23 protein-coding genes are annotated in these 23,357 nt (G+C 47.1%); all 23 read left to right on the top strand.

From position 1 onward, the window contains the following. The first annotated feature begins 81 nt into the window (after window positions 1-81). Entirely contained in the window at window positions 82-780 is a 699-nt protein-coding gene (gene rpsB / locus CTH_RS07875; RefSeq protein ID WP_078665262.1) for a 30S ribosomal protein S2, read from the top strand. Between the two features lie 71 nt (window positions 781-851). After that, window positions 852-1,499, top strand: a complete 648-nt coding sequence (gene tsf / locus CTH_RS07870; RefSeq protein ID WP_432612288.1) for a translation elongation factor Ts — start codon at window positions 852-854, stop codon at window positions 1,497-1,499. A 116-nt stretch (window positions 1,500-1,615) separates the two neighbouring features. Continuing rightward, window positions 1,616-2,344, top strand: a complete 729-nt coding sequence (gene pyrH, locus CTH_RS07865) for a UMP kinase (protein ID WP_078665260.1) — start codon at window positions 1,616-1,618, stop codon at window positions 2,342-2,344. Further along, window positions 2,341-2,898, top strand: coding sequence for a ribosome recycling factor (gene frr, locus CTH_RS07860; RefSeq protein WP_078665259.1), 558 nt, complete (start codon window positions 2,341-2,343; stop codon window positions 2,896-2,898). Before pyrH ends, frr begins: the two co-directional genes overlap by 4 nt. A 30-nt stretch (window positions 2,899-2,928) precedes the next feature. Beyond that, the gene (locus CTH_RS07855; RefSeq protein WP_078665258.1) at window positions 2,929-3,096 is read left to right on the top strand and encodes a DUF362 domain-containing protein; all 168 of its coding nucleotides are present in this window, start codon (window positions 2,929-2,931) and stop codon (window positions 3,094-3,096) included. Between the two features lie 104 nt (window positions 3,097-3,200). Beyond that, complete coding sequence (locus CTH_RS07850; protein ID WP_078665303.1) at window positions 3,201-3,968, top strand: isoprenyl transferase; 768 nt, start codon at window positions 3,201-3,203, stop codon at window positions 3,966-3,968. 16 nt (window positions 3,969-3,984) lie between these two features. Beyond that, window positions 3,985-4,776 (top strand): phosphatidate cytidylyltransferase, encoded by a 792-nt coding sequence (locus CTH_RS07845; protein ID WP_159073839.1) that lies wholly within the window; start codon window positions 3,985-3,987, stop codon window positions 4,774-4,776. Beyond that, window positions 4,773-5,885: a sporulation integral membrane protein YtvI gene (gene ytvI, locus CTH_RS07840; RefSeq protein WP_107753469.1), complete on the top strand. Its 1,113-nt coding sequence runs from the start codon at window positions 4,773-4,775 to the stop codon at window positions 5,883-5,885. Before CTH_RS07845 ends, ytvI begins: the two co-directional genes overlap by 4 nt. Before the next feature lie 22 nt (window positions 5,886-5,907). Continuing rightward, window positions 5,908-7,071, top strand: coding sequence for a 1-deoxy-D-xylulose-5-phosphate reductoisomerase (locus CTH_RS07835; RefSeq protein WP_078665255.1), 1,164 nt, complete (start codon window positions 5,908-5,910; stop codon window positions 7,069-7,071). Between the two features lie 5 nt (window positions 7,072-7,076). After that, entirely contained in the window at window positions 7,077-8,144 is a 1,068-nt protein-coding gene (rseP, locus tag CTH_RS07830) for an RIP metalloprotease RseP (protein WP_078665254.1), read from the top strand. Window positions 8,145-8,150: 6 nt separating this feature from the next. Further along, on the top strand, window positions 8,151-9,203 hold the full coding sequence (gene ispG, locus CTH_RS07825) for a flavodoxin-dependent (E)-4-hydroxy-3-methylbut-2-enyl-diphosphate synthase (protein WP_107753467.1): 1,053 nt from the start codon (window positions 8,151-8,153) through the stop codon (window positions 9,201-9,203). After that, a complete protein-coding gene (locus CTH_RS07820) occupies window positions 9,204-10,925 on the top strand; it encodes a proline--tRNA ligase (RefSeq protein ID WP_078665252.1) in 1,722 nt (573 codons plus the stop codon). Window positions 10,926-10,942: 17 nt separating this feature from the next. After that, a complete protein-coding gene (locus tag CTH_RS07815) occupies window positions 10,943-11,572 on the top strand; it encodes a glycosyltransferase family 2 protein (RefSeq protein ID WP_078665251.1) in 630 nt (209 codons plus the stop codon). 5 nt (window positions 11,573-11,577) lie between these two features. Further along, window positions 11,578-15,864 (top strand): PolC-type DNA polymerase III, encoded by a 4,287-nt coding sequence (locus CTH_RS07810; protein ID WP_107753465.1) that lies wholly within the window; start codon window positions 11,578-11,580, stop codon window positions 15,862-15,864. Window positions 15,865-15,887: 23 nt separating this feature from the next. Beyond that, entirely contained in the window at window positions 15,888-16,427 is a 540-nt protein-coding gene (locus CTH_RS07805) for a GNAT family N-acetyltransferase (protein ID WP_078665249.1), read from the top strand. A 158-nt stretch (window positions 16,428-16,585) separates the two neighbouring features. Beyond that, window positions 16,586-17,053, top strand: a complete 468-nt coding sequence (locus CTH_RS07800) for a ribosome maturation factor RimP (RefSeq protein ID WP_078665248.1) — start codon at window positions 16,586-16,588, stop codon at window positions 17,051-17,053. A 17-nt stretch (window positions 17,054-17,070) separates the two neighbouring features. Then, entirely contained in the window at window positions 17,071-18,114 is a 1,044-nt protein-coding gene (nusA, locus tag CTH_RS07795; RefSeq protein WP_107753463.1) for a transcription termination factor NusA, read from the top strand. 5 nt (window positions 18,115-18,119) lie between these two features. Further along, window positions 18,120-18,398, top strand: coding sequence for an RNase P modulator RnpM (rnpM, locus tag CTH_RS07790; protein ID WP_078665247.1), 279 nt, complete (start codon window positions 18,120-18,122; stop codon window positions 18,396-18,398). After that, the gene (locus CTH_RS07785; protein ID WP_078665246.1) at window positions 18,380-18,679 is read left to right on the top strand and encodes a L7Ae/L30e/S12e/Gadd45 family ribosomal protein; all 300 of its coding nucleotides are present in this window, start codon (window positions 18,380-18,382) and stop codon (window positions 18,677-18,679) included. Before rnpM ends, CTH_RS07785 begins: the two co-directional genes overlap by 19 nt. Before the next feature lie 25 nt (window positions 18,680-18,704). Further along, entirely contained in the window at window positions 18,705-21,104 is a 2,400-nt protein-coding gene (infB, locus tag CTH_RS07780; protein ID WP_079906369.1) for a translation initiation factor IF-2, read from the top strand. A gap of 15 nt (window positions 21,105-21,119) precedes the next feature. Further along, on the top strand, window positions 21,120-21,479 hold the full coding sequence (gene rbfA, locus CTH_RS07775) for a 30S ribosome-binding factor RbfA (RefSeq protein WP_078665244.1): 360 nt from the start codon (window positions 21,120-21,122) through the stop codon (window positions 21,477-21,479). Beyond that, window positions 21,460-22,443, top strand: a complete 984-nt coding sequence (locus CTH_RS07770) for a DHH family phosphoesterase (protein ID WP_078665243.1) — start codon at window positions 21,460-21,462, stop codon at window positions 22,441-22,443. The genes rbfA and CTH_RS07770 overlap by 20 nt, the downstream gene beginning before the upstream one ends. A gap of 2 nt (window positions 22,444-22,445) precedes the next feature. Continuing rightward, the gene (gene truB / locus CTH_RS07765; RefSeq protein ID WP_079906371.1) at window positions 22,446-23,354 is read left to right on the top strand and encodes a tRNA pseudouridine(55) synthase TruB; all 909 of its coding nucleotides are present in this window, start codon (window positions 22,446-22,448) and stop codon (window positions 23,352-23,354) included. The last annotated feature ends 3 nt before the right edge of the window (window positions 23,355-23,357 follow it).

Raw genomic sequence — 23,357 nt, 5'->3', positions numbered from 1 at the left:
CCGGATTCGCTGCCGAGTGCCTGGAGACAGGTGGGCAGCGAAGAAGATGGGGGCGGAGGTAAAACTAATGGAGGTGTAAATATGTCAGTCGTTTCCATGAAACAATTACTGGAAGCCGGTGTTCACTTCGGACACCAAACCCGGCGGTGGAACCCCAAAATGCGGGAATATATCTTCACTGACCGGAACGGAATTTACATTATCGATTTGCAAAAAACTGTTAAGAAAGTAGAGGAAGCCTACAATTTCCTGCGCAGTGTAGCTGAAGAAGGCAAGACTGTGCTGTTTGTAGGAACCAAGAAACAAGCGCAGGAAGCTGTGAAAGAGGAAGCTGTCCGCTGTGGTCAGTTCTATGTAAATCAGCGTTGGTTGGGTGGTATGCTGACCAACTTCACCACCATTCGGAAAAGAATTGAACGGCTGCATGAGCTGGAGAGAATGGAGCAGGATGGTACCTTTGCCGTACTGCCCAAGAAAGAGGTGGCCGAACTGTTAAAAGAAAAAGCCAGACTGGAAAAATTCTTGGGCGGCATTAAGGATATGAAGGAACTGCCCGGTGCCTTGTTCGTGGTCGACCCGCGGAAAGAAAAAATTGCTGTTGCTGAAGCGCGGCGACTGGGTATACCGGTGGTCGCTATTGTGGATACTAACTGTGATCCAGATGAGGTAGACTACGTTATTCCCGGTAATGATGATGCCATCAGGGCGGTAAAGCTGTTAACCAGCAAAATGGCAGATGCTATTCTGGAAGGTTTGCAAGGACAGCAAATGACCGAGTAGTAAAGTCGGGTGGGTGGCCGGGAAACTCGGGCCCACCCTTTTTATTACAAAAATTTAAGGAGGTTATCGTGATGATATCTGCACAGGCAGTTAAAGAACTAAGAGAAAGAACCGGTGCCGGGATGATGGACTGCAAAAAGGCATTGCAGGAAACCAATGGTGATATGGAAAAGGCTGTTGAATATCTGCGGGAAAAGGGGCTGGCTGCAGCAGCCAAAAAAGCTGGCCGGATTGCAGCTGAAGGGATCGTTACATCGTACATACATGCTGGCGGCCGTGTAGGTGTCCTGGTGGAAATTAACTGTGAGACTGACTTCGTGGCCAAAACCGAGGAATTCCAGCAGTTGGGCAAGGATATTGCTATGCAAATTGCTGCTTCCAAGCCTCAGTATGTCCGGCGGGAAGAAGTGCCTGCTGATGTAATTGAAAAAGAAAAGCAGATTCTGCGGGCTCAAGCTCTTAATGAAGGCAAACCCGAAAATATCGTCGAAAAAATGGTGGAAGGAAGAATTGAAAAGTTCTACAAAGAAGTATGCTTGCTGGAGCAGCCTTTTGTTAAAAATCCGGACATCACCATAGAACAACTTATCAAGGAAAAAATTGCCAAAATCGGTGAAAATATTAATGTCAGACGGTTTGTTCGTTACGAAATGGGTGAAGGTCTGGAGAAACGGCAGGATGATTTTGCTGCCGAAGTTATGAAGGAGCTGCAGCGGTAGTTGGTAATAAAAGAGAACACATTTTTGTGTTCTCTTTTTTGTAAAAATATTTCTGAAAACAAAAGGAAATCGGCCACCGTTGTAGAATTGATTATACAAATACAGGAGGTTGGCCCATGACAGTTCCAAAATATAAACGGGTTGTTCTTAAACTAAGCGGTGAGGCGCTGGCTGGTGGACAGGGTTTTGGCATTGACCAGCATACTGTTCAGAACATTGCCCGCCAGATTAGTGAAATTGTAAAACTGGGAGTCCAGGTTGCTATCGTTGTGGGTGGAGGTAATATCTGGCGCGGAGTGGCCGGTAGTGCTAAAGGCATGGACAGGGCTACTGCTGATTATATGGGTATGCTGGCTACTGTGATGAATTCTCTGGCCCTGCAGGATGCCCTGGAAAACCTGGGCGTGGATACCAGGGTACAAACGGCCATTGAGATGCGGCAGGTAGCTGAGCCTTATATAAGAAGGAGAGCGATTCGCCATCTGGAAAAAGGACGGGTGGTGATCTTTGCAGCCGGCACTGGTAACCCCTATTTTTCTACTGATACCACCGCAGCTTTGCGGGCTGCCGAAATAGAAGCGGAAGTTATCCTGATGGCCAAGCAAGTAAATGGGGTCTATGATTCTGATCCCAAGAAAAACCCCGCTGCCCGACTGTTTAAAGAACTTACATATCTGGATGTCTTACAACTGGGGCTGGGGGTAATGGATTCAACCGCCACTTCCCTGTGTATGGATAACAGTATTCCCATTATTGTCTTCAACCTTAATGAAGAGGGCAATATCCAGAAAGTAGTACTGGGAGAAAAGATCGGTACATTAGTTGGAGGTGAAGAGACGAAATGATTAAAGAAATCATTCGTGAGCATGAAGAGAAAATGCAAAAAGCAGTGGCTGTACTAAAAAAAGAACTGGCTTCTCTGCGGGCTGGACGCGCAACTCCCGCTTTGCTGGAGAAGGTAACAGTGGACTATTATGGTGTGCCAACTCCTGTTAACCAGCTGGCTAATATTTCCGCTCCTGAACCCAGGTTGCTGGTAGTTCAACCCTGGGACCGGAGTGTTTTGAATGAAATTGAGAAAGCGATAATGAAATCCGATTTGGGGCTGACCCCCAACAATGACGGTACCGTAATTCGTATTGCTATTCCGCAATTGACCCAGGAGCGGCGGACTGAGCTGGTAAAAGTGGTTAAGAAAAAGGCGGAAGAGGCCCGGGTTGCTGTGCGGAATGTGAGAAGAGAGGCAAATGATGAGCTGAAAGCTCAGGAGAAAGCTGGAGGCATTTCTGAAGATGAAGTTAGACGCGGTCAGGATGAGGTTCAGAAGCTGACTGACAAATATATTAAAGAAATCGATAAATTAGCTGAACATAAAGAAGAAGAAATTATGGAACTTTAATTTTCCACATAGGGAAAGGGGGTGTGAGGAATGGCCTACAAAATCTCCGATGAGTGTGTAGCTTGCGGTACCTGCATGGATACCTGCCCGAATGGCGCCATCAAGGAAGGGGATATCTACTCCATTGATGCTGATGCATGTGTAGATTGTGGTAGCTGTGCAGAAGCTTGCCCCACTGGCGCAATCAGCCAGGGCTAAATTGCGGGAAAAAGCCCCCTCGCCGAGGGGGTTTTTTCATGTTATAATATATTTATGGTAAATTATCGGAGGGAGGATTGCCCGTGGCCAAATGGATATCGCGCATGTTGGGTTCTGCGGTTTTGCCGGAAAAACAAGCGGACAATCACCAAATTAATGAAATAGATCTGTCTCGATTACCCCAACATGTTGCCATTATTATGGATGGCAACGGCCGCTGGGCACAAAAAAGGGGATTGCCAAGAAGTGTTGGTCATCGTGCCGGTGTGGAAAGCTTGCGTACAGCGGTGAAAGTTTGTACAAACATTGGTATAAAATATCTCACAGTATATGCTTTTTCCACGGAAAACTGGAAGCGGCCTAAAGAAGAAGTGGATACACTGATGAATTTACTGGTGGAATATCTGGAAAAAGAGGTGGCAGAGTTAAATCAGCAAGGAGTTCAGATTCGGGCTTATGGCGATCTGGCCGGGTTACCCCTTGCTGCCCAGCAGGCACTGACCAGGTCTATCAATTTAACTGCCAAAAATAACAAACTGGTTTTAGGCTTGTGTCTAAACTATGGCGGTAGAGCTGAAATAGTGCAAGCGGTAAATCAGATTGCGGCAGAAGTGAAAGCAGGGAAAATTGACCCCGGTTCTATTGATGAAGAGGTGATAGAAAAGTTTCTTTACACCAGAGATATCCCAGATCCTGATTTATTGATTCGCCCTGCTGGAGAATTGCGCATCAGCAATTATTTGCTCTGGCAGTTAGCTTACACGGAATTCTGGCTCACAGATGTGCTCTGGCCTGATTTCCGGGAAGAGCATTTTTTACAGGCTATAGTGGATTATCAAAAGCGGGAGCGCCGTTTTGGCGGCTTGCTATAACTATAGAGGTGATTTTGTGCTGGTATACAGGGTTATAACTGCCATTATCGGAATACCTCTGGCTCTCTGGCTTATTTGGCAGGGGGGAAGCTGGCTGGGAGGAGGTATTCTGATCCTAGCGCTGCTGGGCCAGTGGGAGCTGAAAAATATCCTTCAGCATCTGGGGATAAAGGTCAGCTGGCTGCTGGCTGGACCGGGGGTAATACTGGTCTTTTTCAGCATGATTAATCATCGTCTTGATTATGGAATAACCTTTCTGTTGCTCTGGACATTGCTGATTGCGGTTATATCTTTTCCGCGCCTACGCTGGTCAGATCTAGGAGCAGGCTTTTTTGGTATTGTATATGTAACTGTTTCTCTCACTTACATTCTACTCCTCCGAGAGCAAGATCAGGGATTATGGTTGACAGCATTGTTTTTTATTGCTAACTGGCTGGCCGACTCCGGGGCTTACTTTACAGGGCGGGCCCTGGGAAAACATCCCCTGGCACCAGTGATCAGTCCCCAAAAAAGCATCGAGGGGGTTATTGGTGGAGCGGTCACTGCTGCCCTGGTGCTGGCAATGCTGGGGCCTAAACTGACCGGTTTTTCTTACCTTTTCTGGGCTGGCTTTGGGATTGTCATAAGTCTGGGAGGACAGCTGGGAGATCTGGCAGAATCCACTTTGAAAAGAGCGGCAGGGGTAAAGGATAGTAGTAACATTTTTCCGGGCCATGGAGGAGTACTGGACCGGTTTGATTCGATCATGTTTACAGCGCCGCTGGCCTATGTTTTGCTGGATTGGTTTTTTAGGGGGGGCAATGGATGAGGCGGATGGCTTCCAATTATTATCAATGGCTGACGGCCTTGCTGATTTTACTCACCCTCTATTTTGGTGGGGCTTACTTTTTACCATTTTTGATGCCCTGGCTCGGAAAGTTTCTTTATATCTCATTACCGTTTATCCTGGCGGCTTTTCTGGCAGTCCTGCTGGATCCACTGGTTAATAAACTGGAGGCAAGATTTAAATTAAAAAGGTCTCTGGCTGTTTTATTAACCTTATCTGGTGTAGTAGGCGGATTTATAGTTATCTGGGCCCTGATTTTAGCCAGATTGATTCTGGAAACCCTTCGCTTAACCCGAGAACTGCCTAAATACCGGGAACAGATCATTATTTTTGTTGATCACGTCTGGCAAAAAGCTAACGCATTGCTGGAAAAAGGGGTTGCATTTTACCGGGAGTTGCCACCGCAGCTCCATCAGGCTGTCAAGGACAATATAGATAATATTGTGGCTAAAGGCCAGCAGCTGATTATTTCAGCATCAGAGACTTTATTGAGGTCAGTACAAGTATTACCAGCCAGTATTACTGGCGGCTTTGTTGTATTGATTATCGCCATTTTGGCAGCCTTTTTTCTCCTCAAGGACAAAGAAAAAATTATCCGTTTCTGGTTACAACTGCTAAATCCTCCCTGGGGAGAAACGACTTTAGAAGTGGGATCGAAAATTATACTGGCCTTTACTGGCTATCTCAAGGCCCAGCTTATACTTATTACAATTACCACTATCCTGGCCATTGGTGGTCTTTACCTGACGGGCAGTCAATTTGCTCTAACCATGGGAATTGTGGTAGGGTTAATGGATTTTATTCCGGTGCTGGGCCCTGGCTCAGTATTGTTACCCTGGGCTCTGCTCAGTTACTTTCACGGCCAGGGCTTTTTTGCTCTGAAATTGGTTATCCTGTATGGGGTGCTGAGCCTGGTCAGGCAGCTACTGGAAGCAAAAGTGGTCGCTGATAATGTGGGCCTGCATCCCCTGGCCACTTTAATAGCGATTTATACAGGCTATCAGCTCTGGGGCGCTCTGGGGGTAGTATTGGGTCCTATCCTGTTAATCGCTATTCAGGCGGTTATTAAAACTGGGATAACACGGATATAATAGAAAGAAACGGGGTTCAGACATGCGCAAAATAGGACTAATCGGCAGTACAGGTTCCATTGGGACACAGACATTGGAAGTAGTCCGTGCCCAGCGGGAAAATCTGCAAGTATCAAGCCTTGCTGCAGGACGTAACGTGGATTTATTGCTGGCTCAGATTAGGGAGTTTAAGCCAGAGGTAGTAGCAGTTGCAGAAGCGAAGGACGCTGAGTGGCTAGCTCAGCAACTGCGGGTTGAAAGCTGGGTTCCAGAAATCTACTGGGGTACTGAAGGTTTATTAAAAGCAGCTACTGAAGCTGAGATAGATTTGCTTGTGACGGCTATTACTGGTGCCCGGGGGCTGTTGCCTACTATTGCCGCTATTAAACAAGGAATTGATATTGCTCTGGCCAACAAGGAAACCCTGGTAGCAGCAGGAGAACTGGTGATGGCCCTGGCCGAAAAACATGGCGTCAAAATTATCCCGGTAGACAGCGAACATTCTGCTATTTTTCAATGTATTCAAGGGTCAAAGAAAAATGAAGTTAGTAAATTGATTTTAACCGCTTCCGGAGGGGCTTTTCGCGAGTGGGATATCCAGCGCCTCCAGGAAGCAACAGTTAGAGATGCTCTGGCTCATCCTAACTGGTCTATGGGAGCCAAAATAACCATTGACTCCGCTACCATGATCAATAAAGGTCTTGAAGTGATCGAAGCGCACTGGCTGTTTGGTATACCCTATGAACAGATCCAGGTGCTGCTCCACCCCCAGAGTATTATCCATTCACTGGTGGAGTTTTGTGATGGCTCCCAGCTGGCTCAATTAGGTTTACCGGATATGCGCCTGCCCATTCAGTACGCCCTCTCCTGGCCGCAGCGCTGGAGTGGGGCCTGGCCGCGGCTGGATCTGGCAAGTATCGGCAGCTTAACTTTTTCGCTGCCGGATTATGCCAAGTATCCAGGATTGAAATTAGCCTATCTGGCTGGTCAGGCAGGGGGACTGGCGCCAACGATTTTCAATGCAGCCAATGAAGTTGCGGTTACAGCATTTTTAAATGAGGAAATAAAGTTTGTGGAAATTGTAGATGTCATTGCAGCCACCCTGGACCAGTTTTCGCCTCAGAAGGCTGAAGATCTGGAGGTTGTGCTTCATATCGACCAGCAGGCGCGCTATAAGGCTGCTGAGTTGATTAAGAAAGGTCGGTGATTAAAATGACCAGTTTTCTTGTCTCGGTAATCGCTACTATCCTGGTTCTTGGTTTACTGGTGCTGGTACATGAGGCCGGACACTATTTTGCCGGCAGAGCGGTAGGCGTGAAAGTTTATGAGTTTGCTATCGGTTTTGGCCCTATGCTTTTTGGTAAAACCGGACGCAACCAAACTCTATATAGTGTACGGGCTATCCCACTGGGAGGATTTGTTAAATTTGCCGGGATGGATGAGGAAGAAGATACCGATGAAGATGGGGCGCTCAGATACCGGCCGGGGGAAGGCTTTAATGAAAAGAAACCCTGGCAAAAAGGACTGGTAATCCTGGCAGGACCGTTAATGAATTTTGTCTTAACTATCCTGATTCTAGCAGGAATTTTCTTCAAACTGGGTGTACCAGTAATTGAGCCGGTTATCGGTGAAGTGATAAAAAACATGCCTGCCGAAGCTGCAGGACTAAAGCCGGGAGATAGAATTATTGCGGTCAATGGCAAGACCGTAACGGATTGGGAAAAAGTAGTCCAGGAAATCAGAAAGCAGGAACAAGGGCGAGTTTCTCTGGAAATTCTCCGGAATCAGAAGAAGATGCTGATCGAGCTTAGACCCAAAAAGGACCCGGCAACAGGGCAGAGTATGATTGGTATTTCCCCTCAGCCACCAAAAATGAAATCAGTTAACCTCTGGGAAGCAGCCGGTTATGGGGTACTATATACAGGTAAAATTACTTCTACTGTTTTACACTATCTGGCTAACTTGTTTAAGATGCCCGACCCGACGGCAGGGCTGGCTGGTCCGGCTCGTATTAGTATGGAGATAGGCAAGGCTGCTCAGGCAGGTTGGCTGAACTTGCTGCAGCTAGCTGCTTTATTGAGTTTGCAGCTGGGATTATTTAATTTGTTGCCCATTCCGGCTCTTGATGGCAGCCGACTGCTGTTTGTAGGCTGGGAGGGGCTGGTCGGTCGCCGGGTAGACCCCAAACGGGAAAACATCGTTCACCTGGTGGGTTTTGCTCTGTTGCTGGTGTTAATGGTAGTGGTAACTGTAAATGATATTTCCCAGCTGATGAAATAGGGGGAGTTGTTTTTGGCCAGTAAAAAACAGATTAAGATAGGGAATATATTAATCGGAGGCGGAGCGCCTGTATCTGTTCAGTCCATGACCAATACCGATACCAGGGATGTGGAGACTACCCTGCAGCAGATTGAGGTACTGGCCCGGGAAAAATGTGAAATTATTCGGGTGGCCGTACCTGATGAAGAAGCAGCTCAGGCACTCAAGGAAATCTGCCGCAGGTCTCCCTTGCCGGTGATTGCCGATATTCATTTTGATTATCGCCTGGCCTTAAAGGCTCTGGCCCATGGAGTTGCAGGCCTGCGCATTAATCCTGGCAATATCGGAAGTGAAGATCGGGTAAAAGAAGTTGTGGCAGCTGCCAGGGAGCGAGCAGTACCAATAAGAATCGGGGTTAATGCCGGCTCTCTGGAGAAGGACTTGCTGGAAAAATACGGCCATCCCTGTGCCGAAGCGCTGGTTGAAAGCGCTCTCAGGCATGTAGCATTACTGGAGCGATTTGGCTATGAGGAAATAAAAATTTCCCTGAAAACCTCCCGGGTTCCGGTTTTGCTGGCTGCTTACCGACTGCTGGCACAAAAAGTGCCTTATCCCTTGCATATAGGTGTTACAGAGGCTGGCACCTTGTTCCGTGGTGTGATAAAATCATCAGTAGGTCTGGGAATATTGCTGTCTGAAGGTATAGGTGATACAATGAGGGTCTCCCTGACCGCTGATCCCGTTTATGAGGTGAGAACTGCCTGGCAGATTTTGCAGAGTTTGAATCTGCGTCAGGCTGGCCCGGAGCTGGTTTCCTGTCCCACCTGTGGTCGTTGCCAGGTGAATTTAATTAAGCTGGCAGAAGAGGTTGATCAGATTCTTTACCAGATAGACCGGCCCCTGAAAGTAGCTGTTATGGGTTGTGCAGTTAACGGTCCCGGCGAAGCCAGGGAAGCTGATATTGGCATTGCCGGGGGCAAAGGAGCCGGATTATTATTCAAAAAGGGACAGGTTATCCGCAAGGTGCCGGAAGAACAGTTATTATCAGCTTTGTTAGAAGAAATAAGGAGGTTGGATTAGTTGAGAGCATCCCAGTTATTAGCACCCACTTTGAGAGAGACTCCGGCTGAAGCCGAAGTTATCAGTCATCAGCTGCTGCTCAGAGCGGGATTTATCCGCAAAGCTGCCGCTGGTGTTTATACATATTTGCCTCTGGCACAGCGGGTTTTGCATAAGATAATGCAAATCGTCCGCGAAGAAATGAATCGGGCCGGGGGCCAGGAAATTACCATGCCCATCATCCAGCCTGCAGAGCTCTGGCTGGAATCAGGGCGCTGGCATGTTTATGGTGACGAGCTCTTCCGTTTAAAAGACAGGCACGGTCGCGAATTCGCCCTTGGACCAACCCATGAAGAAATCATTACTGACCTGGTGCGCAATGAAGTGCATTCCTATAAACAGCTGCCCCTGTTGCTCTATCAGATTGCCAACAAATACCGGGATGAGCGCCGGCCACGGTTTGGACTGATGCGAGGGCGCGAGTTTATCATGAAGGATCTTTATTCCTTTGATAAAGATGAAGTAGGCATGCAAATCAGCTATCAAAAAATGTTTGATGCCTACACCCGGATTTTTACCAGGCTGGGCCTCAAATTCAGGCCAGTAGAGGCCGATGCAGGTGCCATTGGGGGCAGCAGTACCCATGAGTTTATGGTACTTGCTGATGCGGGTGAAGCTACCATTGTGTACTGTGATACCTGTACCTATGCTGCCAATGTGGAAAAGGCTGAGTCCAGATTGATTGCCAGGGAAAAACAGGAAGCCCAGCCTTTAGAGAAAATCGCCACTCCGGAACAAAAGACCATTGATGAGGTAGCGGCCTTTCTGGGAATAGCTCCTGAACAGACTATTAAAACCCTGATCTATCATACTGAAAAAGGTCTGGTAGCTGCTGTGCTGCGAGGAGACAGACAGGTTAATGAAATCAAGCTGCAAAACCTGGTTGATACTTTGCAATTGCATCTGGCCAGTGATGAAGAAGTAGTAGAAAAGATCGGTGTAGCTCCTGGTTCAATCGGACCGGTGGGTCTAAAAGGCAAGGTATGGCAGGTCATTGCGGACCCGGAAGTAGTCCAGCAGAACAACCTGGTTTGTGGAGCCAATGAAGACGGCTATCACTTAAAAAACGTTAATTATGACCGGGATTATGCAGTTGACCTGGTTGCAGATATAAGGATGGTTGAGGCAGGAGAACATTGCCCGCGCTGTGAAGAAGGCAAATTGCTGACAGCAAAAGGTATTGAAGTTGGACAAGTATTCCAGTTAGGGACAAAATACAGTAAAGCTCTGAATGCTGTTTTTCTGGATGAAAATGGCAAACAAAAAGAAATGGTAATGGGTTGCTATGGTATCGGTATTACCAGGACAATGGCAGCTGCTATTGAACAAAACCATGACGAAAATGGGATCATCTGGCCGTTGGCCATAGCTCCCTATCATGTGGTGGTTATACCTGTATCCGAAAAAGATCAGCAACAGCGGGAAGCAGCGGAAAAAATCTATAGTCAGTTAACTCAGCTGGGGATTGAAACTGTAATTGATGATAGGGTTGAAAGGGCCGGCGTCAAGTTCAAGGATGCAGACCTGATTGGTTACCCCTATCGCCTTACTGTAGGCAAAACCCTGGCCGAGGGTAAAGTAGAGCTCAAGGAACGGAGAACAGGTAACACCCGGGTACTCGATGTAGAGGAAGCTGCACAGGTGATTGCTAATCTGGTCAAAGAAGAATTAGCCAGATACTAACTTGTGGAGGTTGTACCATGGGATGCTCTGCCATAATCCCGGCTTATAATGAAGCAAAAACTATCGCGCCAGTGGTGAAAACAACCAGGAATCATGCTCTGGTAGATGAAGTGATCGTTGTTTGCGATGGCTGTCAGGACCAAACCGCCATCCTTGCTGAGCAAGCAGGAGCAAAAGTGATCGAACTACCTTACAATCAAGGCAAGGGAGCAGCTCTGCTAGTTGGCGCCAGAGCTGCTCTTCATTCCGTTCTGCTGTTTCTTGATGCTGATCTGATCGGTCTTAGAGATGAACATATCACCAATCTTTTGAATCCAATTCTAAATGGACAAGCTGAAATGACAGTAGGTATATTTAGCGGGGGTAGGTTAACCACTGACCTGGCGCAAAAAATTACCCCCAGTTTGTCCGGACAAAGGGCCCTTTTACGGGACTTAATTACCCCCTATGATGAACTGGCCAGCACCCGCTACGGGGTAGAAGTTTTTATTAACAGTCTGGCCCGGGAGAAAGGTTGGAAAGTGCTGGAGGTAGAACTTTTTGATCTTACCCATCGAATGAAAGAAGAAAAGTTTGGCCTGGTTAAAGGGATGCAGGCCAGAATGAAAATGTACTGGGAAATTGCTAAATCCTTAACAGGGTGGTAATTACTATGCGCAGAATAGATTTCGGGCAACTGGCAGAGGAATTGCGCCTTTCTCCGGAAAGCTGTGCGCTGCTGGCAGAAGCAGAGATAATCAAAGTGGAAATCAGCCAGAAACAGGGGTTGTGGCTGGTTCACTTGAAAATCGGCGGGCTTCTGCCTCTGGAGGAATTAAACATACTGGAACAGGGGCTGGGGAATAAACTGATTCTGCCCGCTAAACTGAAGCTATTGTTATATTGTCCAGCCTCGGATTTGAGCCAGCAGTCAGTCCAGTTAAAGTCTTATCTGCTTGAGGCTGTAGGCGAAAAATCAGAAGTTTGCCGCAAGTGGCTGGAAATGTCGGAAGTGGAAATTGAGGCCGGACGTATTCTGATTTCAATGCCTAACCTGCTGGGAGTTCAGGTATTAAAGGACAAGAAGATTCCCGAACTAATCAGGGAATATTGCCTGAAACATTTTGAGTTTAGTCTGGAGGTGCTTCTGGATATCGGTCACCAGCCGAGCTTAGAGGAAGACCTGCCGGATGTGCAGACCATTTTGACTCAAAGGATTGAAGCAATAGCAAAAGAGGAAAAAACTGATAAGGAGCAGGAAAATAAAGAGCAAAGAAAAGAAGAGAAGGAAAGTCCTGTTTTAAAAGGCAAGCCTATTACCGCTACTCCTGTCCTGATTAAGGACGTTCTGGAAGAAGAACGGAATGTGGTTATCCAGGGGCAAATCTTCAATATTGAACGCAAGGAATTAAAATCCGGTCGGACTGTGACAACTTTTGCCATATCAGATCTTACCGATTCCATTCTGGTCAAGTTTTTCAGCGAGAAAAAGGATGAGGAACAGGAGAATTCCTGGCTAAAAGAAGGTAAATGGCTGAAAGTACGGGGACCAGTGCAATATGACCCTTTTTGCCGGGAACTGGTGGTAATGGCCTATGATATTAACATTGCCGAAGGGATACCTGAACGACAGGACCAGGCGACTGAAAAAAGGATTGAGCTCCATGCCCATACCAAGATGAGTGCGATGGATGGAGTGGCCAGTGCTGCGGATTTGGTTAAAACCGCTGCCCGGTGGGGACATGCGGCAATAGCCATTACCGATCATGGCGTAGTACAGGCTTTCCCGGAAGCGGCTGAAGCTGCGGGGAAGTATGGCATTAAAGTTATCTATGGCCTGGAAGGTTATTTAATCGATGATGGTCAGCCGATTCTGATCGGTGAAGTTAATGGACCAATTGCCGAATCGGATTATGTTATTTTTGACCTGGAAACAACAGGACTTAGTCCCTTAACCAATGATATTATTGAAATCGGTGCCGTAAAAATAAGGGCTGGACAAATTCAAGACAGATTCCACTGTTTTCTCAAGCCATCCCGGCCAATTAGTGAAGAAATTAGCCAATTAACAGGTATTACTAATGAAATGCTTGCTGAGGCTCTGGAGCCAGAACAAGGGTTGCAGGATTTTCTTAACTTCATTCGAGGGGCTGTTCTGGTGGCTCACAATGCCACTTTTGATGCTGGTTTTATCCGGGTGAAAATTGAACAGTATTTCAGCGAAAAATTGACTAACCCCCTCCTGGATACTTTATCGCTAGCTCGCTGCTTACTGACAATGAAAAATTATAAACTAGATCAGCTGGCCCGTCACTTTGAAGTAGACCTGGAACAGCATCATCGTGCCGATTGTGATGCTGAGGCTACTGCCCTGATTTTTCTTAAACTGCTGGAACTGGTAAGGGAAAAAGGCATAAATGAGATTCAGGAAATTAACAGTTTGATTAAAAACATCAATCTGGATAGTCTGAAATCTTACCATATTATTTTACTGGCCAAAAATAAGACTGGTCTCAAAAATCTGTACAAACTGGTTACCTTGTCCCACCTGCACTATTATCATCGTCATCCCCGCATTCCCAAAAGTCAGCTGATAAAACATCGTGAAGGCTTGATCATCGGCTCTGCCTGTGAAGCTGGAGAGCTTTACAGGGCTTTGCTCGACGGGACCAGTCAGGAAAAATTGGAAGAAATCGCCACATTTTATGATTACCTGGAGATTCAGCCCCTTGGCAACAATCAATTTTTATTGAAAGAAAATGCCGTCAAGAATTTAGAAGAGTTACAACGGCTGAACCAGGAAATTGTCAGGCTGGGGGAAAAGCTGCAGATTCCCGTTGTAGCTACTGGTGATGTGCATTTCCTCAATCCTGAGGATGAAGTTTATCGGCGAATATTAATGGCAGGCAAGGGCTTTACCGATGCTGATGACCAGGCACCACTCTATTTTAAAACTACCGAGGAGATGCTAGAGGAATTTGCCTATCTCGGGGAAGAGAAGGCGCGGGAAGTGGTAATTGAAAACCCGCAGAAAATAGCGGAATCGGTAGAAGTCTTTAAACCCATTCCGGATGAGTTTTATCCTCCCGTTCTAGAAGGTGCGGAGGAGCAAATTATCAACATGACGTATGAGACGGCAAAAAGAATTTATGGTGACCCCCTGCCGGAAATAGTACAGGCCAGGATAGATAAAGAACTGAATTCTATTATCAATAATGGTTTTGCGGTCTTATACTTAATTGCTCATAAACTGGTAAGAAAGTCCAATGATGATGGCTATCTGGTCGGTTCCCGGGGTTCTGTCGGTTCTTCCTTTGTGGCGACCATGACCGGGATTACGGAGGTTAACCCTTTACCCCCTCATTATGTTTGTCCGCAGTGTAAGAAAAGCGAATTTATCCTGGACGGGTCGGTAGGCTCTGGTGCGGACATGCCTGATAAGAACTGTCCTGACTGCGGTTGTAAATACAAAAAAGATGGCCATGATATACCCTTTGAAGTATTCCTGGGTTTCAAAGGCGACAAGGTACCTGATATTGATTTAAACTTTTCGGGTGAGTATCAGCCCCGGGCCCATAAATATACTGAGGAATTGTTCGGCCAGGGAAATGTCTTCCGTGCTGGTACTATCGGTACCATTGCCGAAAAAACCGCTTTCGGGTTTGTGAAAAAGTATTTTGAGGAACGCAGGATTCCCAAACGCAATCCAGAGCTGCTCCGCCTGGTCAAGGGCTGTACCGGTGTAAAGCGGACAACAGGCCAGCATCCAGGAGGGGTCATGGTAGTACCGCGGGATTGTGATGTTCACGATTTTACTCCTTTGCAGTATCCGGCCGATGATAAAAAATCCGGGGTGATTACCACTCATTTTGATTACCATTCCATCAGCAGCCGTCTGGTTAAACTGGATATTCTCGGACATGATGACCCGACGGTAATAAAAATGCTGGAGGATTTGACCGGAGTGGATGCCAAAACCATACCCCTGGATGAACCGAAAGTATTATCCCTTTTTTCCAGTACGGAGGCACTGGGGGTGACACCGGAACAAATTCGGAGTAATGTGGGCACTTACGGTATACCTGAATTCGGGACTAAATTTGTAAGACAGATGCTGGAAGATACCAAACCCAAAACTTTTTCAGAACTTGTGCGAATTTCCGGTTTTTCTCACGGAACCGATGTCTGGTTAAATAACGCCCAGGACTTAATCAAAAATGGCATCTGTCAGCTGGGAGAGGCCATTTCGGCCCGGGATGATATTATGATCTATCTGATCTATAAAGGACTGGAACCCAGCCGAGCTTTTAAAATTATGGAGGGCGTACGGAAAGGTAAAGGGGTAAAACCGGAAGATGAAGAAGAAATGCGCAAGCATAATGTGCCGGAGTGGTATATAGAATCCTGTAAGAAAATAAAATACATGTTCCCCAAGGCCCATGCGGTAGCCTATGTCATGATGGCGTTCCGGATAGCCTACTTTAAAGTCTATTATCCTGAAGCCTTTTACGCTACCTATTTCACCGTACGTGCCGATGAATTCGATGCGGAGCTCATTTGTCAGGGACCAGAGGTTGTACGTAAGACCATTGAAGAGATCGAGGCCAAAGGCTCTGACGCTACGCAGAAAGAAAAAAACCTGCAGACCATCTTAGAACTGGCTCTGGAAATGTATATGCGTGGAATCAAAATGCGCCGGATCAGCCTGGAAGAATCGGAGGCCAAGAAATTCATCATCACCCCGGAAGGATTACTGCCGCCTTTTGCTGGTTTACAGGGAGTAGGTGAAGCTGCAGCCCAGAATATTGTGGAGGCGCGGCGAGAAGCCCCCTTTGTGTCCATTGAGGATTTGCGGACCAGGGCCCGCCTGACCAAAACCGTCATCGAGGTGTTAGACCGGCATGGTTGTTTAAGAGGTTTGCCGGCTACCAGTCAGTTGCAGCTTTTTACTATGGCTTAAGATTAAAGATGGGAGGTTAAAGTATGGAGAGAGAGTGGCGTTTTATTGACCAAAAAGGGAGGGAAATTTGGCTCCGCCCTGCCCGGCCGGAAGATGCTGAAGGGATTCTCAGCAGTATAGCTTCAGTTGCCAGGGAGCGCAGTTTTATCCTCACCGAAAATGTGGGACGAACAGTGGAAGAAGAAGCTAAATATATCGCTAACCTGGATACTCAGCACAATCTTTTGCTGGTCGCTTTGCATGAAGATAAGGTTATCGGCGGTTTGGGAGCGTCCCAGGCAGGGGGAGGCAAGTATCCCAAACTGCAGCATGTGCTGGAAATAGGCCTGCATTTGGTTAAGGATTATCGGGAGGCCGGGATTGGCAGTCAAATGCTGGCTTATGCAATCGAATGGGCCAAAGAGAAAGGCTTCGGCAAACTAACAGCCCAGATTTTTACCACCAACCGTCGCTCAATCCATCTCTTTGAAAAACACGGTTTCCAGGAAGAAGGCAGAAGGAAAAGACAATATCGAATTGGCTCGGAGTATATTGATGAAGTAATGATGGGGTTGCTATTATAGTTGTACTATGGTATAATTGTTATAGTATCCCATGAATGGAGCGGATAAAGAGTGGGTCCATACCCACTCTTTCCTTTTGCAGAGATGGAATGGCTATTAAAGGATAGAGCCTGGGAAATAATAACCAGTGGAAATATTTGTTGAAGAGGTGAAAAAAATTGAATAAGAAAGAGGTTTGCCAGAAGGTACTCACATGGGCGCAGGAAATTGCGGAACCCCTGGGAATTGAAGTTGTTGATGTGGAACTGGAAAAAGAACATGGTGAATGGTATTTGCGCATTTTTATTGATAAACCGGAAGGCATCAATATCGATGATTGTGAAATGATTTCCAGGCAAATTGATCCTGTTCTGGATAATCACGATCCGATACCCTTCCCATATCATCTGGAAGTATCTTCTTTAGGACTGGACCGGCCCCTGAAAAACGACCAGGATTTGGCCCGGTCTTTGGGTAAGAAAGTCAGAATCAGTTTGTTTGCCCCTTTTGAAGGGAAAAAAGAATGGATAGGTACTCTACGGGCTTTTTCTAAAGAAAGAGTGGTTATTGGGATAGGAGAAGAGATGCTGGAAACCAGCATCCCACGTAATCAAATAGCCAAAATTAAATTAGAAATAGATTTTTAAGGAGGAAGGCACAGGCAATGAGTGGTGAACTACTGGAAGCACTGGTTGATTTGATGCGGGAAAAGGGACTGGACAAGGAAGTAATTATCGAAGCACTGGAAGCAGCTCTGGTTTCAGCCTACAAAAAGAACTTTGGTACCGGAGACAATGTCAGGGTGGATATTAACCGGGATACGCTGGAACTTAAAGTCTTTGCCAGAAAAACTGTAGTAGAAGAAGTGGCTGACCAAACCCAGGAAATCAGCCTGACCGAGGCCAGAAAAATTAACCCCCGCTATGACCTGGGCGATGTGGTGGAACTGGAAGTAACTCCCCGTAACTTTGGTCGGATTGCGGCCCAGAATGCCAAGCAGGTGGTAATCCAGAAGCTGCGGGAAGCTGAAAGAGGTCTGATTTATGAGGAATTTGCCAATCGGGAAGGGGACATTGTTACCGGGATTGTACAGCGCATCGAACGGGATAATGTTATCATCGATCTGGGCAAAACCGAAGCCTTGCTCTCCAAAAGTGAGCAAATGCCTACGGAAGAATACCATTCCGGGGACAGGATTAAAACCTATGTGGTTGAGGTCAAGCGTACCAATAAAGGCCCTCAGGTCTATGTTTCCCGTACCCATCCGGGGCTGATGAAACGCCTGTTTGAGCTGGAGGTACCTGAAATTCGGGAAGGAATTGTGGAAATCAAGGCGGTGGCCCGGGAAGCAGGATACCGTTCCAAGATTGCCGTCCATTCCAGAGATGAAAATGTTGATCCGGTGGGAGCATGTGTCGGTCAAAAAGGGGCCCGGGTGCAGATGGTGGTAAATGAATTGAAGGGCGAAAAAATTGATATTATCCCCTGGCATCCAGACCCGGCAGTGTTTGTGGCTGCTGCCCTGAGCCCTGCCAAAGTGGTTAAAGTAGAAATAAGGGATATGGAGAAAATGGCCAGAGTAATTGTGCCGGATTACCAGCTTTCTCTGGCTATTGGTAAAGAAGGACAAAATGCGCGTTTAGCAGCGAAATTAACAGGCTGGAAAATCGATATCAAGAGTGAGAGTCAAGCTGCCGAACTGGAGTGAGGCTGATGAAGGTAAAAAAGATTCCGGAAAGAAAATGCGTAGGCTGTCAGGAGATGAAGCCTAAAAAAGAACTGGTACGGATAGTACGGACTCCAGAAGGAGAGGTGCTGGTCGACTCGACTGGGAAAAAGAATGGGCGTGGGGCTTATATCTGTCCCAATTTGGAATGTTTAAAAAAAGCAGTCAAAGGCAAGCGGTTGGACAGAGCCCTGTCGGTTACCATTCCTCCTGAACTAATCAGTCAACTGGAACAGGAGTTGGCGGCATGCGAAACAGATGGTTAGGTCTCTTAGGGCTGGGGCAACGTTCAGGGAAAGTGGTATCGGGCGAAGCGGCTGTTGAGGCCATGTTGAAAAAAGGCAAAGGAGAATTACTGGTTCTGGCAGGAGATTTAAATAGTAAACGGATAAATGTTTATCAACACTGGGCTAAGTCCCTGGGTATAAAGAGCGTAATTGCCGGAACGAAAACGGAACTGGGCATAGCACTGGGCAAATCTCCCAGAGCCGTGGTACTGATTCTTGATGCCGAACTGGCAAAAGCCGTATATGAAAATCTGGTCTAAAAGCATAACTTCTGGGGGTGAATTCATGGGTAAAATCAGGGTGCATGAGCTGGCAAAGGAACTGGGGATAGAAAGTAAAAATATGATCAGCTGGCTAAAAAACCATGGAATAGAGGTAAAAAATCACATGAGCACAATTGAAGATGATGTAGCAGAAATGCTACGGGCAAAAGCAAAAGGTCAAAAAGAGAAAAAAGAGGAGAAATCCGTGCCTAAGCAGCAGACAGCCAAAAAACAGCAGACAGAAACTACCACACAACAACAGCAACCGAAACAGCAACAGCACCGGCCTCAGGGTCAACAGCACCGGCATAACAGACCTGGAAACAGACCAGTACCGCAAGGTGAAAGGCGTGATCGGCAGCGGGAGCAGAATCGGGACAGAAAACCGGGTCAGGCCCCTGCCGCAGCGGCTAATCAGCCCCAATTCCGTAAGGACGACCAGCGCCGTCCGCGACCCCAGGCCGCTGCTAGTATACCTCCGGTAATACCACCGGAAAAGGAGCAGCCGCGGGAAAAGGTAAAACCGTTGGAAAAAGAGGAAAAGAACATTATCGAATTACGCCGGGAACGGGAAGAACAAAAATTGCTGGAGAAGCAAAAAACCCGCGGTAAAGCCAAAAAAGGAAACAAACAGCAAAGGGCGAGCAATGAAAATCAGGAAGTTATTGGGCCTATCATTATGGGAGCTTCCATTTCTGTACAGGAGCTGGCTAATCGTTTAAAGAAACCAGCCGCTGAATTGATTAAAAAGTTAATCGGCCTGGGCATTATGGCTACCATCAACCAGGAAATCGACGCAGAAGTCGCTGAAATTATCTGCGCTGATTACGGGGTGGAAGTTCAGGTCAAAATCGAGGACCCGGAAAAAGAAATTCTGGAGCTGTTGGAGCAGGAAGATAGTCCTGAGGATCTGGTAGCCCGTCCTTGTGTGGTTACGGTAATGGGGCATGTTGACCATGGGAAAACTTCCTTGCTCGACGCTATCCGTCAGACTAATGTTACTGCTTCAGAAGCTGGTGGAATTACCCAGCATATTGGCGCTTATCAAGTCGAGCACAATGGGCAGAAAATTACCTTCCTGGATACTCCCGGTCACGAAGCTTTTACAGCAATGCGAGCCCGGGGGGCAAAGGTTACTGATATCGCTATCCTGGTGGTAGCGGCTGATGATGGGGTAATGCCCCAGACTGTTGAGGCTATCAACCACGCAAAAGCTGCCAATGTACCGATCATAGTTGCCATTAACAAAATGGATAAACCAGGAGCTAACCCTGATCGGGTAAAACAGGAACTGACTGAACACGGTCTGCTGCCGGAAGAATGGGGCGGAGATACCATTTGTGTAAATGTTTCTGCCAAAACCAAGCAAGGAATTAGTGACTTGCTGGAAATGATTCTGCTGGTGGCTGAAATGCTGGAGCTGAAAGCTAATCCCAAACGCCTGGCCAAAGGTACAGTGATTGAGGCTAAACTGGATAAAGGCCGCGGACCGGTGGCTACTGTGCTGGTGCAAAATGGTACCCTGCAAATTGGTGATGCCATCGTTGCCGGTACTGCCTTTGGTAGGGTCAGAGCCATGACCGATGATAAGGGAAGACAGGTCAAGAAAGCACCACCCTCGATGCCGGTTGAGGTCCTGGGGTTGTCAGAAGTACCAGAAGCTGGGGATGTTTTCTATGCTTTTGATGATGAGAAAAAGGCCAAGCAACTGGTGCAAATCAGGCTGGATCGCAAGCGGGAAGAGGAACTGAAGGCTAACAGCAAGGTTAGTCTGGAGGACCTCTTTGCCCGTATTAAAGAAGGGGAAATCAAGGAACTAAATGTCATTGTTAAAGCGGATGTGCAAGGTTCAGTAGAGGCCTTGAAGCAGTCCCTGGAAAATCTGAGCAATGATGAAGTAAGAGTTAAACCCATTCACGGCGGGGTTGGAGCTATAACTGAAACCGATATTATGCTGGCTTCAGCCTCTAATGCTATTATAATTGGCTTTAATGTCCGGCCGGACAGCAATGCACGTAAGGCGGCTGAAAAGGAAAAAATCGATATCAGACTGTATCGGGTTATCTATGATGCTATCGAAGATGTAAAAGCCGCTATGAGTGGCTTGCTGGAGCCGGAAATCAAGGAAGTAGTCCTGGGGCGGGCGGAAGTGCGTCAGACTTTCAAGGCCTCCAAAATCGGTACCATCGCAGGTTGCTATGTGCTGGAAGGCAAAATTACCCGGGATAGCCATTTACGGTTAATCCGCAATGGAATCGTCGTGCACGAGGGTAAACTGGAATCTCTCAAGCGGTTTAAAGATGATGTACGTGAAGTTAACCAGGGATATGAGTGCGGTTTGACCATTGAAAAGTATAATGATATCAAAGAAGGAGATATTCTTGAGTTCTTTACCTTTGAAAAAATAAAAAGAGAAATTTAGGGCAGGTGAACTAAAATGGGAGGTCACAGACCGCAACGTGTAGCTGAAGAAATTAAAAAGGAACTGGCTAAAATCCTGCGCGAAGATGTTAAAGAAGAAGTTTTACGACTGGTCACTGTTACAGCGGTCAATGTCTCTTCTGACCTGCGGTATGTCAAAATTTATTTCACCCTGCTGGGTGGCAAGGGTGATAAAGGAGCAGTTGCTGAGCTGCTGGAAAAGTCCAGCGGCTGGCTCAGAGGGGAGCTGGGTCGACGCCTGCGCCTGCGGTTTGCTCCGGAACTGCAATTCGTCTATGATGAGTCGATAGAGCATGGTGCCAGGATAATGGAGCTTTTAAACAAGGTGAACCAGAATGAAGAATCAAGAGATTAAAAATTTCCTGGCTAAGCTACAAGAGCTGGATGATTTTGCTATCATCGGCCATATCAATCCTGATGGTGATACTATCGGTTCTGCTCTGGCCCTGGCCTTTATGCTGGAGAGTCTGGGGAAAAAGGTTGAACTCTGGAATCTGGACCCAGTACCGGAGCTTTATCATTTCCTGCCGGGGGTGCAACGTTTCTCTTGCCCCCAGGCAGGAGACTGGCAGGGGAAAAACCTGATCTTTGTCGACTGTTCTGAACCGAAACGCTGTGGGGATGAAATTTTGCCTTATTACCGTCAGGCTAGCACCCTCTTCAATATTGACCATCATATCAGTAACAAGCTTTTTGCTGATTTTAACCTGGTAGTTCCTGAACGGGCTGCTTCCGGTGAAATCATATATGAGCTGGTGAAAATGTCTGGGGTGCCATTATCAAGGGAAATAGCCACCTGTCTGTATGTTACCATTGTGACCGATACCGGTTCTTTTCGTTTTCCTAATACCACCGCCAGCACTTTCCGGATTGCAGCAGAATTGAAAGAGGCCGGTGCCGATACTGAAACAATCAATCACCAGATCTATGAAGAAATACCGCCAGAAACCCTGGCGGTGCTTGGGTATGCCTTTGCCCACTTTCAATATTCACCCCAGCGCAAAGTCTGCTGGCTGGTACTGGATAAGCAAACTTTGACCCGTTTACAGGCCCGGGATGAGCATCTGGAAGGTATAGTTAATTATGCCAAAGCCCAGAAGGGCGTAGAGGTTGGGATTCTGCTCAGAGAAGCTGAGCCAGATCTAGTTAAGGTCAGCTTCCGCTCCAAGAAGGCTGTTGATGTCAATGCGCTGGCCCAGATATTTGGGGGAGGCGGCCATCAGAGAGCCGCTGGCTGTCGTTACCGTGGTCCCTTAACAGAGGCTGAACAGAAAATAATTGAACAGGCCATATTAATAACTGAGGGCGCGGGGGCATAAATATGCATTTTGGTTTTCTTAATGTACTAAAACCAGCTGGACTAACATCTCAACAAGTAGTACAAAGGGTTAAGAAAAAAACCGGTAAAATAAAAATCGGCCATACTGGTACCTTGGACCCGCTGGCAACGGGGGTACTTCCTCTATGTTTAGGACCAGCTACCCGATTGGCTGAGTATGTGAGCAACATGGGTAAAAAATACCGGGCCCAGCTGCAACTGGGGATTGAGACCGATACTTATGACCGGGAAGGCAGTGTGATAGCCGAAACCACGGCCAGTCACATTACCGGGGAGATGATTGTATTAGCTTTACAAACGTTCGAAGGCCAAATAATGCAGGTACCTCCTATGTTCTCTGCTATTAAAAGGCAGGGTAAGCCCTTATATGAGCTGGCCCGGCAGGGAATTGTAGTGGAACGGGAGGCTCGTCCTGTCGAGATCTATCAGATAAAACTTGCAAAAATAGAACAGCTGGGCAGTGACCACCCATTAGTAGAAATAGAGGTCCATTGTTCAAAAGGAACATATATCAGGAGCCTGGTGCACGACCTGGGGCAGAAACTGGGAACAGGGGCAGTCATGACAGCACTGGAACGGACAGAAGTCGGGATTTTTAACCTGAAGAATGGCTTAGCACTGGAAGAGTTAGAAGAGATGGACGGAGACCAAATAAAGGATTATCTTTTTTCTGTTGAGCAGGTTTTTCCGGATTGGCCGGTAGTTATTGTTTCCGCAGAAGAAGCAAGAAAAGTGGAAAACGGGAACAGGATCAATTTGCCTTATACTAAAACATTTCCAGACCAGGCGGAAAGAATCTTGCTGTGCAATCAACAGGGCAGGTTATTAGCTGTGGCCAAAAGCATAGAGAATGGTCATCTGCAACCTGTGATTGTTTTCCGGGAGGGGTAAGGA

The sequence above is a fragment of the Carboxydocella thermautotrophica genome (assembly GCA_003054495.1).
In the GTDB taxonomy this organism is placed as follows: Bacteria; Bacillota.
The sequence above is the reverse complement of the archived record's forward strand: the minus strand, read 5'-3'. Positions and strand labels throughout refer to the sequence as shown.

What these genes read in the sequence shown, in the direction of transcription:
- rpsB (WP_078665262.1), top strand. Translation starts at nt 82, where the DNA reads ATGTCAGTCGTTTCCATGAAACAATTACTGGAAGCCGGTGTTCACTTC.
- tsf (WP_432612288.1), top strand. Translation starts at nt 852, where the DNA reads ATGATATCTGCACAGGCAGTTAAAGAACTAAGAGAAAGAACCGGTGCC.
- pyrH (WP_078665260.1), top strand. Translation starts at nt 1,616, where the DNA reads ATGACAGTTCCAAAATATAAACGGGTTGTTCTTAAACTAAGCGGTGAG.
- frr (WP_078665259.1), top strand. Translation starts at nt 2,341, where the DNA reads ATGATTAAAGAAATCATTCGTGAGCATGAAGAGAAAATGCAAAAAGCA.
- CTH_RS07855 (WP_078665258.1), top strand. Translation starts at nt 2,929, where the DNA reads ATGGCCTACAAAATCTCCGATGAGTGTGTAGCTTGCGGTACCTGCATG.
- CTH_RS07850 (WP_078665303.1), top strand. Translation starts at nt 3,201, where the DNA reads ATGTTGGGTTCTGCGGTTTTGCCGGAAAAACAAGCGGACAATCACCAA.
- ytvI (WP_107753469.1), top strand. Translation starts at nt 4,773, where the DNA reads ATGAGGCGGATGGCTTCCAATTATTATCAATGGCTGACGGCCTTGCTG.
- CTH_RS07835 (WP_078665255.1), top strand. Translation starts at nt 5,908, where the DNA reads ATGCGCAAAATAGGACTAATCGGCAGTACAGGTTCCATTGGGACACAG.
- rseP (WP_078665254.1), top strand. Translation starts at nt 7,077, where the DNA reads ATGACCAGTTTTCTTGTCTCGGTAATCGCTACTATCCTGGTTCTTGGT.
- CTH_RS07815 (WP_078665251.1), top strand. Translation starts at nt 10,943, where the DNA reads ATGGGATGCTCTGCCATAATCCCGGCTTATAATGAAGCAAAAACTATC.
- CTH_RS07810 (WP_107753465.1), top strand. Translation starts at nt 11,578, where the DNA reads ATGCGCAGAATAGATTTCGGGCAACTGGCAGAGGAATTGCGCCTTTCT.
- CTH_RS07805 (WP_078665249.1), top strand. Translation starts at nt 15,888, where the DNA reads ATGGAGAGAGAGTGGCGTTTTATTGACCAAAAAGGGAGGGAAATTTGG.
- nusA (WP_107753463.1), top strand. Translation starts at nt 17,071, where the DNA reads ATGAGTGGTGAACTACTGGAAGCACTGGTTGATTTGATGCGGGAAAAG.
- rnpM (WP_078665247.1), top strand. Translation starts at nt 18,120, where the DNA reads ATGAAGGTAAAAAAGATTCCGGAAAGAAAATGCGTAGGCTGTCAGGAG.
- CTH_RS07785 (WP_078665246.1), top strand. Translation starts at nt 18,380, where the DNA reads ATGCGAAACAGATGGTTAGGTCTCTTAGGGCTGGGGCAACGTTCAGGG.
- infB (WP_079906369.1), top strand. Translation starts at nt 18,705, where the DNA reads ATGGGTAAAATCAGGGTGCATGAGCTGGCAAAGGAACTGGGGATAGAA.
- rbfA (WP_078665244.1), top strand. Translation starts at nt 21,120, where the DNA reads ATGGGAGGTCACAGACCGCAACGTGTAGCTGAAGAAATTAAAAAGGAA.
- CTH_RS07770 (WP_078665243.1), top strand. Translation starts at nt 21,460, where the DNA reads ATGAAGAATCAAGAGATTAAAAATTTCCTGGCTAAGCTACAAGAGCTG.
- truB (WP_079906371.1), top strand. Translation starts at nt 22,446, where the DNA reads ATGCATTTTGGTTTTCTTAATGTACTAAAACCAGCTGGACTAACATCT.